This is a genomic window from Streptomyces sp. NPDC022910, from assembly GCF_055561075.1.
On the sequence record NZ_JBVHHL010000001.1, the window covers coordinates 218749 to 233243 of the forward strand.

Consider the following 14495-nt stretch of genomic DNA (forward strand, 5'->3'; position numbering starts at 1 on the left):
ACTACCGCGCGTTCAACCTGACCCCAACCTGAATGCCTCGCCAGAGCGCCTGGTCAGGGTGGTTACGAGGATGATATGGGCGGCGCGCGGGCCGTCGTGACCGTCATCGGGGTGCCGGTAACCGCGATGAGATAGGTCCGTGACTGCACAGCGCGGAAGCCGCCGGGGGTGTGACGACGTGGGCGGCGACGGCCGGGGCGGAGGCCATCGCGGTGGCTGAGCCTGAAGGGCAGGACGATGCGGTCGAGCGCGAAGCGCTCGCCGGGGGCGAGGACCGTCCAGCCGCACCGGAAGTAGAAGCCGTTACGGATCTCGCGGACCACCAGTGCGCTGACCAGGGATAATGGAGAACTCTCGCGGGAGTACCTAGGGTCAGCGTGTGGCTTTTATTGTGGTGTGTGAGGATGACGCGGCGGTCCGCGACGTCCTCAAGCGTGCACTTGAGCACGACGGCCATACGATCGCGGTCGCTTCTACGGCGGCCAGCCTGCTGCGGCACCTTGAGCCGATCCCTCACCTGATCGTCCTGGATCTAGGGCTCCCGGACGCTGATGGCCGCGATGTCTGCTTGGCGCTGCGAGCACGTGGTGTTGATGCCCCGGTGCTGATGCTCACCGCTCTGGATGGCATGCGTCACAAGGTGGGCGGCTTCGAGGCGGGAGCCGACGACTACATGACGAAACCGTTCGACATCCCGGAGTTGCTGGTGAGGGTCCGCGCCCTGCTCCGCAGAACAACCGCGACGACCCCACCAAGGGGTGTCGTTCTCGATCCGGCGAAACATGTCGTGATCTACGGTTCGACAAGCGAGAGCCTGACGCCGACCGAGTTTCGGTTGTTGGGCAGGCTCATCGCCTCGCAGGGCGACGCTGTACGCCGCCACGCCCTCATTGCTGCCGGTTGGCCGCATGGCGCGCAGGTCAGCGACAACACCCTTGACTCCTTCGTTCGCCGGCTACGGACCAAACTCGGTGCGCTGGGCGTGGCCGATCGCCTGGCGACGGTCCGTGGGGTGGGCTATCGATGGGAGTGACGGGCTTCCGTGGAAGGGTCGTCGCGCTTGCGGTTCTGATCGCGACCGCGGTGGTCGCAGTGCTGGTGGTGGTCTCACACGTGTTGCTGAGCCAGGTGACCGACGCCGACGCGAACGCTCTGGCGCATACACGTGCAGAGGCGGTGGCGGCGAACGTAGCCGTACGCGGTGGCCACGTCGTGCTGATCGAGAGCGGCAACGAAGCGCTGGACACGGTCTCGTGGGTGTATGCCGATGGGCACCTCATTGACGGGATCGTGCCGGGCAGCGTCCTTGACCGCGTCGATGCGCTTGTCGGCTCCGGGCAGTCCCAAACCACCACGGTCGGCAGTCACCTTCTGTATGCCCAGCCAATCCGGCTCGAAGGCCACCACGTCATGGCGGTCGTGAGGGTGGATCTGACGCCGTACGAGACGTCGGAGCAGCGCAGCCTGACGATGTCGCTCATGTTGGGCGGCATCTCGATCCTGCTCGCAGGCGTCGTCGCACACCTCGTGGTGGGTCGTGCGTTGCGGGTGGTTCACGAAATGGCCGCTCTTGCCGACGACTGGGGCGATCACGAACCCGGGCGCCGATTCAACCTCGGCGTTCCTCGCGATGAATTCGGGGAGCTCGGGCGAACTCTCGATCGCCTACTTGACCGCATAGACAACGCGCTCGCGGACGAGCGCCGGCTCACCGATGAGATCGCCCACGAGTTGCGGACACCCTTGACGGCCCTGCGGGGCGAGGCACAGTTGGCGCAACTCTCCGGTCACCAGCTCGCACCAGAGTCTGTTCTGACCGAGGTCGACCGTCTGAACACGGCGATCACGACGATTCTGAGTGCCGCCCGCACACGGATCGACGGCGGTACCCGCTGCGATCTCAGAGCGGCGGCGCGACAGGCGATCGCCGGTCGCTCCATCGAACTCGCCATCCCGACCAACGTCGACGTCGCCGTGGCAACCGAACTCGTCGTGGCTGTGTTGTCACCCCTGCTGGAGAACGGCCTGCGGCATGCGAGCTCGCGGGTTTGGGTCACGGCGCGGATCCAGCCCCAGGGCGTCGTGATCGATGTCCTCGACGATGGCCCGGGGTTCGATCCGGCGGAGGTCGACCGGGTCTTCGAAGCCGGCGTGACCAACGGCAACGGGCACGGGTTGGGACTGGCCGTGGTAAAGCGTCTCGCCGCGTCCGCGGGAGTGGCAGTCCGTGCGATCGCGGGTGGTCACGGTCGCGTCGAGGTGACCTTCCCCACACCCTAGGCGATCACGTAGTCAGGTTGTGTGCAGGTTGGCCGAGCCAACCTCGTCGCATGACAACGACGAGCGAAGCCCGCACGCACCGCAGCGGGCGGCTGATGCTGAACAAGGTTCCCGAGGTCACCATCTGGTTCTGGGTGATCAAGGTCCTTTGCACGACCGTCGGTGAGAGTTTCGCCGACTGGATCAACATGAAGCTGGGCGTCGGTCTGGTGAACACGGCCTGGATCTTCACCGCGGTGTTCGTGGTGGTTCTGGGCGTCCAGCTGCGGCTGAAGCGGTACGTCCCGTTCCCGTACTGGCTGACCGTGGTCGTTGTCAGTGTCACGGGCACGCTGTACACCGACATCCTGACCGACCAGCTCAACGTGCCGCTGTGGATCAGCTCCGCCGTGTTCTCGGTCCTGCTCGCCGTGGTCTTCGGCGTGTGGTGGCTACGCGAGCGCACCCTCTCGATCCACTCGGTCACGACGCTGCCGCGTGAGTCGTTCTACTGGCTCGCCGTGCTCGTCACCTTCGCGCTCGGCACCGCGACCGGCGACTGGACCCTCGAGCTCACCGGCTGGAGCCCGGGAGTCTCGGTCCTGCTGCCGCTCGGCCTCATCGCGGCGATCACGCTGCTGTGGAAGTTCGGCGCGAACCCGGTGCTGTCTTTCTGGCTCGCCTACATCCTGACCCGCCCGCTGGGCGCCAACATCGGCGACTGGCTCGCCTCCCCGAAGGTCGCGCAGAACCCGGGCGACCCGACCGGCCTCGCGCTGGGCACCTTCACCACCAGCCTGATCTTCCTTGGCCTGATCTTGGCGACCGTCATCTACCTGACGGTGACGCGCTCCGACGTGACCGAGACCTACGACGCTACGCACACCCCGCAGATCACCGCCAACCCGCAGAGGGAGCGCATCGCGCTGGCGGGCTTCGGCCTCCTCGCCGTCGCCACCGGGGGCCTGCTGGTCTGGGCGCACAGCCAGCCGCACGTCGGCCCAGCGCCGGAGACCGACGCCACCTCCACCGCTCAACTCGCCCCTGGCCAGGCCGTGAAGAACTTCCCGTCCACGAAGGTCGACGCACTGAGGACACTCGCATCGACCTCACTCAAGGACGCACAGTCGGGGAACGCGACCGGGGCCCACGCAGCCGCCCAGTCGCTGCGAGACCTCTGGGATGCCGACCAAGCCTCGCTGCAGCCGCTGGACAACACCGGCTGGACGTTCCTCGACGCCCAGATGGACCAGGTCCTGAAGACCTTCGGCATCGACCACCCGAACCCGCCGATGTCGCCGGCCCACCAGGAGGCTGAACTCAACACCCTCCTCACAGATATGCGCTGACGGACCTGATCGGCGGCGACTCCCCTGAGGCCGCCGCCGATCACGCTCTCGCGGGGCACGGGATCCGTGATGCAGTGGTCGCCGACGCGCCCACCTTCGACCAGGTGCTGCCCGAGCTGCTGCGCGTCCTTGACGGCGCACGGTGCTGGCGGGTTGGTTCAGGGCGGTTTTCTTCCAGGAGGCGGACGGGGAAGGGCGGAGCGCCGCAATGAGAAGGCCGTGGCCGGGAGGTGTCATGGCACGATGCTGCTCGGACGCGGACGGCGGGGCGGCGGATGCCGCACGGCAGTCAGGATGCGTTCAGGTAGTCCGTGGCACGGTCGGGCCTGGGCCAGGCGCCGCGCGAGCGGGAGTCCGAGGCCCGCGCCGTCGTCCCCGTCGTCGTGATCGGCGTGGCGGCCGGGGCTGGAAGAGCTCAGCCAGGAACTCCTCCGGTACCCCGCCCGCCATCGGCCGTGCGGACACGGTCACCGTGGAGTCGGCGTAGCGGACCGCGTTGGCCAGCAGCGGGCTGACGATACGTCATGTCCTCGGTCCGGGCGGCGAGGATGGCGATCAGCACGTCGGGAAGCGGGCCCGTCGACACGGTTGTCAGGCAGGTGTGCACCTTGGCCTGTTGCCGGTAGGTGGCCTTGAAGACGGCGGCAGCACCGCGAGGCACAACGTCCTTCGGTGCCAACAGAGCGGCCAGTAACGCTTTGTACCTGTTGAAGCAGTACTGGCCAGCTCGCGCAGCCGTGGCGGAGCAGGAAGCGGATCTGCTCGGCGATCTCTACGACTGTCCGCCCCGGCCGTTGAGCCGCTTCCACCGTGAGCGGACGTATTCCCTAAGCGGGGTCTTCGGCTCGTACGCTTTGGTTCGACGCTTGCCGTGCTGAAGGCCATGGGCGGTAGCCAGGGCTGCTGCCGCCTCAACGGCGTCAGCGAAGTCCGAGTCCAAGGGCGCCTGCAGCGCCTGCTCGACTTCCAGGCGGCTGGTCAGCCATTGCACGACTCGGTCGGCCTGGGCCGTGGCCTCCTCTTTGGTCTGGTCGACGGGCCTCTTCGAGTCGTACATCATCTCCTCCGTCTGCGCCCGCTCGGCAATGGGCGGGAGCCTGCACTGCGTAGAAGGGGCTGGTGTGGCGATGCGTGCGACGTGCCTGAACGCGTGGGGGCAAGTGAGCGTTGACTCGCGGGCCTTGTGGCTTCTGTCCCGTGCATGGGGTCGGCAGCGGTGTCACGGTTGTGGCGTGACCGGCGTCCGCTGGCGGTGCACGGAGAACCGTCGGGTGCGTGTCGCTCGGGGCCCGCCTGGTTGCTCGGCGGTGATGCGGCAACGGGCCACGAGTTCAAGAGTGACCGTCACAGCCACGGCTTGAATGGCCATCAGGGCTATGAGGACGAAGAGTTGAACGGCTCCGGCGACCAGTGGGTCGGCTCCGCCGAGCAGCATGCCGACAAAAGCGCCGGGCAGGGTTACCAGGCCGACGGTACGAGTCTGGTCGAGCCCCGGCAGCAGCGCGTCGGAGGCGGCGGGCCGGGCGATCTCGATCCTGGCATCGCGTTCCGTCATTCCGAGTGCCAGACCGGCCTCGACCTCACCGTGGCGTTGCGCGAGCGCTGAGAGACTCTGGCGGCCGGCCAGGACGGTCGCAGTGAGGGCACCTCCGATCAGGATTCCGGTGATCGGGAGGACGGCTATGCCGCGGGGCGGGACGAGCCCGGTGGCCAGAAGGAGGGCGATGGCTGGTACCACACTCGCTGCGATTGGCACGGCTGCCCACGACCAGGAGCCGTTCGCGGTGATCCGTCGGCCTGCAGTGCGTACGGCGACCGCGTACATCAGGATCAGGTACGCCGGCAGGCCGGCGCGGGAGGACACCACCCATCCGATGACCGCGGATACGGCTAGGAGTTGCACGGCGGCCCGCACTCCCGCAGTCAGGACTTCGCGAGCTCGGCCAAAGCCTTGATCGGGGGACAAACGGGCCGCGGCGGTAACCGCCACAGCTGTTGCGAGGAGCACGGCCAGCGCCCAGCCGAGGTTGGCATCGACAGGGAGAAGGCTGGTCGAGGCGGAGGTCATGCGTCTCACCGTTCATCGCTGTTGGGCTGCGGGTCTGCGGGCTGTTTGGCTAGACGGACACACCCAGCCAGGGGGACAGCTGATCGTCCACTGGCCTGGTCCCTGCATCTGGCCTCTGCGGCGGAGGTGTTGGCGCAGCAGAGAGGTCAACCGCGCGACGATCTGTGCGAGACCGACCGGCTTGACCAGGTAGGCATCGCCCGCGGGTATCCCGGTGTTCGCAACATCGCAGGCGGTTAGGAAGAGTACGGAGACCTCAGGCAGGAGCGCTCGGATTCGCCGAGCCACGGCGGGGCCGTCGAGGTCGGGCAACAGCACGTCGAGTACCACGGCGTCGGGGCGAAAGCGTTCGGCCTGGGCCACGGCACCGGCGCCATCCACGGCGCTGCGGACCTGCCAGCCCTGGTGGCGCAACACCGTGCTGACCACGTACTCCGTGTCGGGTTCGTCGTCCACGACGAGGATCCGTACGGCACCGCCGTCGGGCCGCAACAGCGGCATGGGGGTGGTTTTGCGATCCATCGCTCCCTCCTGTGGGTGCAGGCCCGAGATGGGATGTCGGACCATGCCACACGATCCTCTGAGCCTGCTCTCAGCCTGCCGAGGTTTCCGGATGCCGCCTTCGGTTCGCTCGGCGTGGGGCCTCGATGCCCTCCACGCCGGGCCGCGGACGTCGATGAGAACGACGCCGGGGCAGAGTTCGGTCGCCATGTCGACGCCGTGTACGGCACGCCGAGGCCGACGCGCAGAACGTCTGCTGCCATGGTGCCGAATACGCTGACCATGACGACGGCGGTTCAGTAGGCCCAGGCGACGGACCGGCGCAGGGCGAACTGGACGGCGAGGGAGGCGGCCGGAGCGAGGCCGCCGAGTGCGACTGCCGGTACCGGGCCGAGCGTTCGGGCCAGGAGGTCCGACGCCGTCTCGCCCATGCCGGTGGTCAGGATCTTGGTGATCCAGAAGTAGACGGTGAGCTCCGGCACTTTGTTCGCCAATTGGTGTACGGGGGTGAGGGGCTGGTCGTCGAGGACGTGCCTTGCGGTCATGATCCGCACGATGGGACGCCGAGCCTGAACGCGACCTGAATGGTGAGACCGAGGGTGCAGTGGAGTGTAGTACCGCGGTACGACCCCGCGGGCGTGGATCGGTCCGCGGTACCACCGGATCGGGGTGTTTCGCCTCCTAGCGTTGTCGGTGAGGCGTCAGGGGCGACAGACGGGCGCCGGTTCCGACAGGAAGAGACGCGCATGATCGACGCACAGCAGCTGACCAAGCGGTACGGGGAGAAGACGGCCGTCGACGGGCTGGACTTCGCCGTGAAGTCGGGCACGGTGACCGGCTTCCTGGGGCCCAACGGCGCCGGGAAGTCGACGACCATGCGCATGATCGTCGGGCTCGACGCCCCGACGAGCGGCTCCGTCACGGTGAACGGACAGCGCTACGCCCGCCACCAGGCGCCGCTGCAGGAGGTGGGGGCGCTTCTGGAGGCGAAGTCGATCCACCCGGGCCGCTCGGCCTACAACCATCTGCTGGCGCTCGCGCTGACGCACGGGATTCCCCGGCGCCGGGTCGACGAGGTCGTCGAAATGGCGGGGCTGGGCAGTGTGGCGAAGAAGCGGGCCGGTGCCTTCTCCCTCGGGATGGGTCAGCGGCTCGGTATCGCGGCGGCGCTGCTGGGCGATCCGCAGACGGTGATGCTGGACGAGCCGGTCAACGGGCTGGACCCGGAGGGCGTGCTCTGGATCCGCAACCTGCTGAAGGCGCTCGCCGACGAGGGACGGACCGTGTTCGTGTCGTCTCACCTGATGAGTGAGATGGCGCTGGTCGCGGACCATCTGATCATCGTGGGGCGTGGGCGGCTGCTGGCCGACACCACCGTGGGAGACCTCGTTCGCGAGGCGGGCGGCGACACGGTGCAGGTGGCCACCCAGGAGCCGGCGCGGCTGCGGGAGGTACTGGCCGGTCCCGGGGTCGAGATCACCGGACGGGCCGGCTCCGAGGAGCTTCAGGTGACCGGGGTGAGTGCCCGGCAGATCGGCCTGAAGGCGGCCGAGCACGGGATCGCGCTGTTCGAACTGACGGCGCGGACGGTGTCGTTGGAGGAGGCGTTCATGAACCTGACCAGGGATGCCGTGGAGTACCACGGCTCCACGACCGTCGAGACCCTTGAGACCGTCGGGAGGACCGCATGAGCACCCTCACCACGACGGTAGAGGCGCCCCCGGCCGCTCCGGCCCGGCCCGCCTACCGGGTGACCGGACGGCGGGTGCTTGCCTCGGAGTGGGCCAAGCTGTGGTCGCTGCGCTCGACCTGGATCACGCTGGGCCTCGGCCTGCTCTTCCTCGTCGCCTTCGGACTCATCGCGGCGAACCACTACAAGTCCGGCATCGGCTCCGGGCACCAGGACCGGGACTTCGCCACCGCGACGGCCGTGAGCCTGTCCCTCTTCGGTACCAATTTCGCCCAGCTCGCCCTGGGCGTGCTCGGCGTGCTGGTCACGGCGGGGGAGTACTCCACCGGCATGATCCGCTCGACACTCGCGGCCGTGCCGCGCCGTCTGCCCGTGCTGTGGACCAAGGCGGCGGTGTTCGGGCTGGTCGCGCTGGTGGTCGGCACCCTCGGCGCGTTCGTCGCCTTCGGGTTCGGCAGCGGCATCGTCTCCGGCACCCCCGCCGCCATGGGTTTCACGCACACGGGAGTCGTTCGGAGCCTGCTGGGCGCCGGGCTCTACCTCGGCCTGGTCGGCGTGATCGGCACCGCCCTGGGCGCCCTGCTGCGGTCGGTGGCCGGTGGGATCTCGGTACTGGTCGCCTCCCTGATGCTGGTCCCCGGGCTGATCTCCCTGCTGCCCAGCTCCTGGCAGGACGACATCAGCCCCTACCTGCCGAGCAACGCGGGTGAGTCGATGTTCGCCCTGACCCACGACTCGACCACGCTGTCGCCGGGCGCCGGGCTGCTGGTCTTCCTCGGCTGGACGGTGCTCGCACTGGCGGGGGCGGCGTACAGGCTGGTGCGCAGCGACGTCTGACCGCCTGCACCATGGGCAGGTGACGACTTTGACCACCACCACGACCACCGACGACGTAAGTGGGATGGGGCCGCTGGTCGCCCGGCTCGCCCGGCTCGCCCGGGTCGGCCAGCGGCTGCGGCAGGCGGACCGGGCTCGCCCGTGGGTGCTGGACACCGCGGTGGCGGCGCTGGTCTTCCTCATGTTCTGCCTGCCGGACCTGTTGCCCTACGGCGGCGCGGGGGACGGTGACGGCCGGCACAGGTTCCAGTTCGCCTTCACCCAGCTCCCCCTGGCGGCCGTGCTGGCCCTGCAGGCCGGTCTGGTGCTGCCGCTGCTGTGGCGTCGGCGCCGGCCCCTGGCGGCCTTCGTCGCCATCGCCGCCGTCTTCGTCCTGCAGTGGTCGCTGGGTGCCGCGCTACGCGCGGACGTCGCCCTGTTCGTGGCCCTGTACAGCCTGGCCCTGCACGGGCAGCTGCGCCGGCTGCCGTGGGCGTGCGGGGTCATGGCGGCGGGGATGGTGCTGGTCGCGGTGCGCGTGTCGCCGGCCGTGTCGGTCTGGGACGCGCTGTTCTTCCTGCTGAGCACGGCGATCGCGGCCCTGGCCGTCGGCCTGATGGTGCGGACCCGGCGGGCGCAGCTCGCGGGGCTGCGGGAGCGGGCGGCGCGGCTGGAGACGGAGCGTGACCAGCGCATCAGGCTCGCGACCGCCACGGAACGCGCCCGGGTGGCGCGGGAGATGCACGACATCGTCGGTCACAACCTGTCCGTCATCATCACCCTCGCCGACGCCGGCGCGTACGCCACCGACACCGCTCCCGAACGCGCCAAGGAGGCCCTCCAGCTCATCGGCGACACCGGCCGGACGGCCCTGGGCGAGCTGCGCCGGGTGCTCGGCGTCCTGCGCGAGGCGTCGGACGGCGCCCGCCGGACACCCGAACTCAGCCCTCAGCCCGGCCTCGCGGACATCGAGACGCTGTGCGCCAGCGTACGCACCGCCGGCCTGGAGATCGTCTACCGGACCGTCGGCGACGTGGACGCCCTGGACCGCGGGATGCAGCTGACCGTCTACCGCATCGTCCAGGAAGCCCTGACCAACACCCTGAAGCACGCCGGTGCCGGCACCCGGGTGAACCTGTCGGTCGTCGTCGAGGACGAACGGCTCGTCATCCGGATCCGCGACAACGGCCCGGCCAAGGACCCCGGGCCATGGAACGAGGAAGGACACGGACTGGTGGGCATGTGCGAACGAGCGGCGCTGTACGGAGGGACCGTGAGCGCCGGACCGGCGGCCGACGGGGGGTGGGCCGTGGAGGCGGCCCTCGACCTGATACCGCAGGGAGGCACCCGGTGACCACGGTGCTCGTCGTCGACGACCAGGAGCTGCAGCGCTACGGCTTTCGGGTGCTGCTCGACTCCATCCCGGAGACGGAGGTGGTCGGCGAGGCCGCGAACGGCGCCGAGGCCGTCCGCAGGACCGCCGAACTGCGTCCCGACGTCGTGCTGATGGACGTACGGATGCCCGGCATGGACGGCATCGAGGCGACCCGCCGGATCGCCGAGGCCGGTGGGCGTTCCCGTGTCCTCGTGCTGACCACCTTCGACGTCGACGAGTACGTGCATGCCGCCCTGCGGGCCGGAGCCAGCGGATTCCTCCTCAAGGACGCGCGCCCCGAGGAACTCCTCGCCGGGATCCGCGCGGTGGCCGGCGGCGACGCGGTGATCGCGCCGGCCCTCACCCGTCGCATCCTGGACGAGTACGCCCGGCACGTGCCCACCAGAAGAGGTGACCCGGGCGAGGACCCGCGCCTGGCCGCCCTCACCGAACGCGAGCGCGAGATCCTCGTCGCCATCGGCAAGGGCTGGACCAACGGCGAGATCGCCGCCCGCTTCGTCGTGACCGAGTCCACCGTGAAGACGCACGTCGGCCGTGTCCTGGCCAAGATCGGCGCACGCGACCGCGTCCAGGCCGTGATCTTCGCCTATGACCAGGGACTCGCCCGCCCCGGTACCGGCTGAACGGAAGGCAGAGGTGAGATCGCCTGCTCCGACGCCTTGCAGCGGCATGACCGCCGTGCCGGGCGCTTTGCGGAGAAGCGCGGAGGCGTCTTCTCACCCGTCTCTAACCCTACAAGCCGTAGTGTGGGGTGGTCTCCTACCAGTTGTAGGAGGATCCGGCTCCATGGCGTGCGACGACGAGAGGTACAAGATGGCCGACGGCTCGAACGCCACGAAGACCAGCGCCCCACGCACCAGTCTTCCGGCGCAGTCCGCCGAGCCTCGTCGCCTGCGCGGGGATCCTTGGCTCGCGGCGGTCGGGGTCGTCTTCACGGTCGCCCAGCTCGTTCTCGTACGGCCGGACCTCGGGCTCGGCTGGGACGAGACGGTCTACGTCAGCCAGGTCAGCGGCCACGTTCCTGCCGCCTACTTCAGTGCGCCTCGCTCCCGCGGCATCTCGCTCCTCGCCGCCCCGATCGCATCGTGGTCCGACTCCACCGTCCTCCTCCGGATCTACCTGGCCGTCCTCTCCGGCCTGGCCCTCTACTTCGCCCTGCGCGTCTGGCGAGGACACTTCAGGCCCGGCGTCCTGGCCTTGGCCGGTGCCCTCTTCGCCTCGTTGTGGGTGACGCTGTTCTACGGTCCCCAGGCCATGCCCAACTACTGGGTCGCCATCGGCGCGCTGACCTGCGTGGGCTGCATCCTGCGCGCTCGCGCGAACGCATGCGACAGGGCGGCCTGGTGGGGTGTGTTCGCGGGCGCGGCGGTGATGGCGTGGATGCGTCCGATGGACGCGGTCTACGTCGTGCTCCCCCTGCTCGTCCTCGCCCTGCGCCGCCCGCGCCTGCTCGCCGTACTGGCCGTGGGCCTGATGGCGGGCGCCGGCGAATGGGTGATCGAGGCATACGTGAGCTACGGCGGTCTCGGGCAGCGCCTCTCCGACGCCTCTGCCATTCAGGGCGGCCTCGGCTGGCACCTCGCTGTGGTCGACCAGTTGCGCAGTCTGGGCGGACGTACCCTGTGCCGGCCCTGCACCGGCTCGGCCCCAAGCCCGGTGGTGACCCTGTGGTGGTTCGCGCTGCCGCTCCTCGCCGTCCTGGGCGCTGTGGTCGCCGTCCGCGCCCGGCGCGCGCTGCCCGTCCTGCTCCCGGGGGCCTGCGCCGTCACGGCCGCGGTCCCCTATCTCTTCCTCATCGGCTACGCGGCCCCCCGCTTCCTGCTGCCCGCCTACGCCCTGCTCGCCCTCCCCGTCGCCCACGGCCTGGCCCACCTGATCACCGCCCCGGCCCGTGGGACCGCGCGCACCCTGGCCGCCGGCCTGGTGGCGGTCGGCCTGGCAGGCCATCTGGCCGTGCAGTACGTCGTCCTGGAACACACCGTGCACAGCTCCGCCGCCTCCCGTCTCGACTGGGCCCGCACCGCGACCGCCCTCCACGCGCTCGGCGTACGGCAGCCGTGCCTGCTGAGCGGTTACGACGCCGTCCCGATCGCCTACTACACCGGTTGCGGCTCCGCACAGACGGCAGGCCACGACGCCAGCACCAGCGTCGCCGAACTGACGCGTGCCGCCCACCGCACATCCTTCGCCGTCCTCGCCCGACCGGGGAGACGTGCACCCGCGTATGCACGCACCTGGCCCGACGAGCGGGTCGGCGTTCTCCAGGCGTACGTGGCACCCGATGCACGGCAGGGGAGGTGACGGTCGTGACCGCGGCGAGAGCCTGCCGATTGCCGTGGGCAGGCGCCTGTACCTCCAGCTGGGCATCACCCTGGTGGTGCTTGCCGCTGCCGGCGGGATGCTCGCCGCGCACCGGGCCACGCTGGACAGCGGCACCGATCGGCTGGCCGCCGCCGACGGGGAATGGGTGGTGCTCGCCTGCCTCGCCGCCGTCGCCACATGGGTGTGCGCGGCCGTGGCGCAGCAGGGGGCGGTGGTCGAACGGCTGCCCAGGGGGCGGCTGGTGGCGGCGCAGTTCGCGGCCGGCGCCGCCAACCACCTCCTTCCGGCGGGGGCCGGAGCGGCGGTGGTCAACCTGCGGTTCCTGACGCGGTGCGGGCTGTCCACCCGGCGCTCGGCGACCGCGCTGGCGGTGAAGGCCGCCGTCGGCGGGATCGTCCGGTGCGCGCTGGGTGTAGCGCTGCTGGTCGCCTCACCCGGCACGGTCCATCTCTCGGCTCGGATCCCGCATGTGCTGGTCCTGCTGCCGGTGGCAGCCGGAGCCGTCGTCCTGGCAGTCGCGATCAGCCGCCGCCTCAGACGAGCGGTGAGCCGGGCCTTCGCCGACGTGCGCGACGTGCACCGGAGCCGGGAGCGGGCCTGTGCGCTGTGGGGCGGGTCGGTCGCGTTCGCTCTGCTGCACGCCGGTGTGATCGTTGCCGTGGTCCATGCGATCGGCCTCGGCCTCCCCACCAGCCGGGTCGTCATGGCCTACCTGGTCGCCAGTGGCGCGGCGGCGCTGCTGCCCACGCCGGGCGGACTGGGCTCGCTGGACGCCGCGCTCATCCTCGCGCTCACGGCGGCCGGCGCTCCGGGACCGGCGGCGGTCTCGACGGTACTCGGCTACCGCCTGCTCACCGGGTGGCTGCCGATGGCCCCGGGCTGCTGGTCCTGGCTCTGCTGGCCCGCCGCTCGGCACTGTGAACCGGCCGCCTGACTCGTACTCATCCTTCCCGGTCCTGTGAGTCCGGTTTCTCGGCCCTGCGGATCCGGCTGCCGCTCCAGCCGGTACCCGTGCCCGCGCAACCCGTTGGCGCGTGTGTGACTACCAGCCTGGACGCCCTTCTGGCGGAGACCGCTGTCGCGACGCAGGTGCAGACATGGGCCAGCGGGACCCGGCGCACGTCCAGATGAGCCTGTTCCAACCCGACGGCGCGTGACGGTCTCGCTCATGGGCCGTTGCGGGACGACGCCGGCAACAGCCGTGCGTCAGCGGCCGGTGGAGTGGCACGTGTCTGGTCGGTGATACGCAGGTCGGCCTCGATGCGAGCGACAGCTGCGAGCAGATGCGGCAACAGGTCGCGGCGTACGGACTCGACGGAATTGCGGCCCGCGTGGACAGCGATGTTCACGGCCGCCACCACCATGCCGTCCCGGTCCCGTACCGGGGCTGCCACGGACCTGAGTCCCTCCTCCAGTTCCTGGTCGACGATCGCGTGCCCCTGCCGTCGTACTTGGAAGAGTTCGGCACGCAGGGCGGTGGGCGAGACAATCGTGCGAGGCGTCAGGCACTGGAACTCGACGCGAGCCATGCGAAGGTCGAGTTCCTCCTCCGGTAGATCGGCAAGCATGACACGGCCGACAGAGGTGACGTGGGCCGGGAAACGAGTGCCCACCGTGATCGTCGCCGACATGATGCGGTGTGTGGGGACCCGGGCGACGTAGACGATGTCGTCTCCGTCAAGCACACACAGCGAGGACGATTCCTTGACCTGGGCGACCAGTTGTTCCAGGTAAGGCTCGGCGATCTGCGGCAGGGTGAAGCTGGAGAGGTACGAGTAGCCGAGCTCCAGGATGCGGGGGGTCAGCCGGAACAGGTGGCCATCGGTGTGAACGTATCCGAGATCGGTGAGAGTGAGCAGAAAGCGGCGAGCAGCCGCGCGGGGGAGATCACAGGCGCGGGCTACGTCACTCAGAGTCATGGCCGGATGGTCTGCGTCGAAGGCCCGAATGACGGCGAGGCCACGTTCGAAGGACAGAACGAAGTGCGGTGCTCGTGCGGTGCGGGCCATCGCCGCCTCCATGAGGGCTCCGAGTGGGCGCTCTGCGCACGCTATGAACCCGTCGTGGACGATGTCAACGCCGTTACGCAGCAGA

Annotated in this window: 15 protein-coding genes and 1 pseudogene; 9 read left to right on the forward strand and 7 right to left on the reverse strand. The window is 69.6% G+C overall.

Features of this window, described 5'->3' with window-relative positions; translation table 11 throughout:
- Positions 1-62 precede the first annotated feature (62 nt).
- Positions 63-323: a hypothetical protein gene (locus ACZ3TS_RS01175; RefSeq protein ID WP_467612262.1), complete on the reverse strand. Its 261-nt coding sequence runs from the start codon at positions 321-323 to the stop codon at positions 63-65.
- A gap of 56 nt (positions 324-379) precedes the next feature.
- Here ACZ3TS_RS01175 and ACZ3TS_RS01180 point away from each other — a divergent pair, with 56 nt between their 5' ends.
- From ACZ3TS_RS01180 to ACZ3TS_RS01190, 3 genes are read left to right on the forward strand one after another with little or no spacing between them, the layout of a single operon-like run.
- On the forward strand, positions 380-1033 hold the full coding sequence (locus tag ACZ3TS_RS01180; RefSeq protein WP_467612264.1) for a response regulator transcription factor: 654 nt from the start codon (positions 380-382) through the stop codon (positions 1031-1033).
- The gene (locus ACZ3TS_RS01185) at positions 1024-2280 is read left to right on the forward strand and encodes a sensor histidine kinase (RefSeq protein WP_467612267.1); all 1257 of its coding nucleotides are present in this window, start codon (positions 1024-1026) and stop codon (positions 2278-2280) included. The genes ACZ3TS_RS01180 and ACZ3TS_RS01185 overlap by 10 nt, the downstream gene beginning before the upstream one ends.
- Before the next feature lie 50 nt (positions 2281-2330).
- Positions 2331-3608: a COG4705 family protein gene (locus ACZ3TS_RS01190; RefSeq protein WP_467612270.1), complete on the forward strand. Its 1278-nt coding sequence runs from the start codon at positions 2331-2333 to the stop codon at positions 3606-3608.
- Positions 3609-3931: 323 nt separating this feature from the next.
- On the opposite strand, the pseudogene ACZ3TS_RS01195 reads toward ACZ3TS_RS01190, so the two are convergent.
- The 5 genes and pseudogenes from ACZ3TS_RS01195 to ACZ3TS_RS01215 form a co-directional block, all read right to left on the reverse strand.
- Positions 3932-4130, reverse strand: a pseudogene (locus tag ACZ3TS_RS01195) (sensor histidine kinase); the annotation flags it as partial.
- A gap of 250 nt (positions 4131-4380) precedes the next feature.
- Positions 4381-4665 (reverse strand): hypothetical protein, encoded by a 285-nt coding sequence (locus ACZ3TS_RS01200; protein ID WP_467612273.1) that lies wholly within the window; start codon positions 4663-4665, stop codon positions 4381-4383.
- A gap of 162 nt (positions 4666-4827) precedes the next feature.
- Positions 4828-5676, reverse strand: a complete 849-nt coding sequence (locus tag ACZ3TS_RS01205; RefSeq protein ID WP_467612276.1) for an ABC transporter permease — start codon at positions 5674-5676, stop codon at positions 4828-4830.
- 12 nt (positions 5677-5688) lie between these two features.
- Positions 5689-6387 carry a response regulator gene (locus ACZ3TS_RS01210; protein ID WP_467612279.1) on the reverse strand — a complete coding sequence of 233 codons (699 nt, stop codon included), beginning with the start codon at positions 6385-6387 and terminating at the stop codon, positions 5689-5691.
- An 86-nt stretch (positions 6388-6473) separates the two neighbouring features.
- Positions 6474-6722: a hypothetical protein gene (locus ACZ3TS_RS01215; protein WP_467612282.1), complete on the reverse strand. Its 249-nt coding sequence runs from the start codon at positions 6720-6722 to the stop codon at positions 6474-6476.
- Positions 6723-6923: 201 nt separating this feature from the next.
- On the opposite strand from ACZ3TS_RS01215, the gene ACZ3TS_RS01220 reads away from it, so the two are divergent.
- The 6 genes from ACZ3TS_RS01220 (at position 6924) to ACZ3TS_RS01245 (ending at position 13335) form a co-directional block, all read left to right on the forward strand.
- Positions 6924-7868: an ABC transporter ATP-binding protein gene (locus tag ACZ3TS_RS01220; protein WP_467612285.1), complete on the forward strand. Its 945-nt coding sequence runs from the start codon at positions 6924-6926 to the stop codon at positions 7866-7868.
- Entirely contained in the window at positions 7865-8704 is an 840-nt protein-coding gene (locus ACZ3TS_RS01225; protein WP_467612288.1) for an ABC transporter permease, read from the forward strand. Before ACZ3TS_RS01220 ends, ACZ3TS_RS01225 begins: the two co-directional genes overlap by 4 nt.
- Positions 8705-8768: 64 nt before the next feature.
- The gene (locus ACZ3TS_RS01230; RefSeq protein WP_467612611.1) at positions 8769-10037 is read left to right on the forward strand and encodes a sensor histidine kinase; all 1269 of its coding nucleotides are present in this window, start codon (positions 8769-8771) and stop codon (positions 10035-10037) included.
- On the forward strand, positions 10034-10702 hold the full coding sequence (locus ACZ3TS_RS01235; RefSeq protein WP_467612292.1) for a response regulator: 669 nt from the start codon (positions 10034-10036) through the stop codon (positions 10700-10702). The genes ACZ3TS_RS01230 and ACZ3TS_RS01235 overlap by 4 nt, the downstream gene beginning before the upstream one ends.
- Positions 10703-10892: 190 nt before the next feature.
- On the forward strand, positions 10893-12380 hold the full coding sequence (locus ACZ3TS_RS01240; RefSeq protein WP_467612614.1) for a hypothetical protein: 1488 nt from the start codon (positions 10893-10895) through the stop codon (positions 12378-12380).
- A gap of 34 nt (positions 12381-12414) precedes the next feature.
- The gene (locus tag ACZ3TS_RS01245; RefSeq protein ID WP_467612295.1) at positions 12415-13335 is read left to right on the forward strand and encodes a lysylphosphatidylglycerol synthase transmembrane domain-containing protein; all 921 of its coding nucleotides are present in this window, start codon (positions 12415-12417) and stop codon (positions 13333-13335) included.
- 232 nt (positions 13336-13567) lie between these two features.
- Here the strand turns inward: ACZ3TS_RS01245 and ACZ3TS_RS01250 are convergent, their stop codons facing one another.
- Positions 13568-14410 carry an IclR family transcriptional regulator domain-containing protein gene (locus ACZ3TS_RS01250; RefSeq protein WP_467612298.1) on the reverse strand — a complete coding sequence of 281 codons (843 nt, stop codon included), beginning with the start codon at positions 14408-14410 and terminating at the stop codon, positions 13568-13570.
- Positions 14411-14495 lie beyond the last annotated feature (85 nt).

Bases quoted from the DNA above. Each gene is read 5' to 3' on its own strand.
- ACZ3TS_RS01185 (WP_467612267.1), top strand. From the start codon at position 1,024: ATGGGAGTGACGGGCTTCCGTGGAAGGGTCGTCGCGCTTGCGGTTCTG.
- ACZ3TS_RS01190 (WP_467612270.1), top strand. From the start codon at position 2,331: ATGACAACGACGAGCGAAGCCCGCACGCACCGCAGCGGGCGGCTGATG.
- ACZ3TS_RS01200 (WP_467612273.1), bottom strand. From the start codon at position 4,665: ATGTACGACTCGAAGAGGCCCGTCGACCAGACCAAAGAGGAGGCCACG.
- ACZ3TS_RS01205 (WP_467612276.1), bottom strand. From the start codon at position 5,676: ATGACCTCCGCCTCGACCAGCCTTCTCCCTGTCGATGCCAACCTCGGC.
- ACZ3TS_RS01210 (WP_467612279.1), bottom strand. From the start codon at position 6,387: ATGGCGACCGAACTCTGCCCCGGCGTCGTTCTCATCGACGTCCGCGGC.
- ACZ3TS_RS01215 (WP_467612282.1), bottom strand. From the start codon at position 6,722: ATGACCGCAAGGCACGTCCTCGACGACCAGCCCCTCACCCCCGTACAC.
- ACZ3TS_RS01220 (WP_467612285.1), top strand. From the start codon at position 6,924: ATGATCGACGCACAGCAGCTGACCAAGCGGTACGGGGAGAAGACGGCC.
- ACZ3TS_RS01225 (WP_467612288.1), top strand. From the start codon at position 7,865: ATGAGCACCCTCACCACGACGGTAGAGGCGCCCCCGGCCGCTCCGGCC.
- ACZ3TS_RS01230 (WP_467612611.1), top strand. From the start codon at position 8,769: ATGGGGCCGCTGGTCGCCCGGCTCGCCCGGCTCGCCCGGGTCGGCCAG.
- ACZ3TS_RS01240 (WP_467612614.1), top strand. From the start codon at position 10,893: ATGGCCGACGGCTCGAACGCCACGAAGACCAGCGCCCCACGCACCAGT.
- ACZ3TS_RS01250 (WP_467612298.1), bottom strand. From the start codon at position 14,410: ATGGCCCGCACCGCACGAGCACCGCACTTCGTTCTGTCCTTCGAACGT.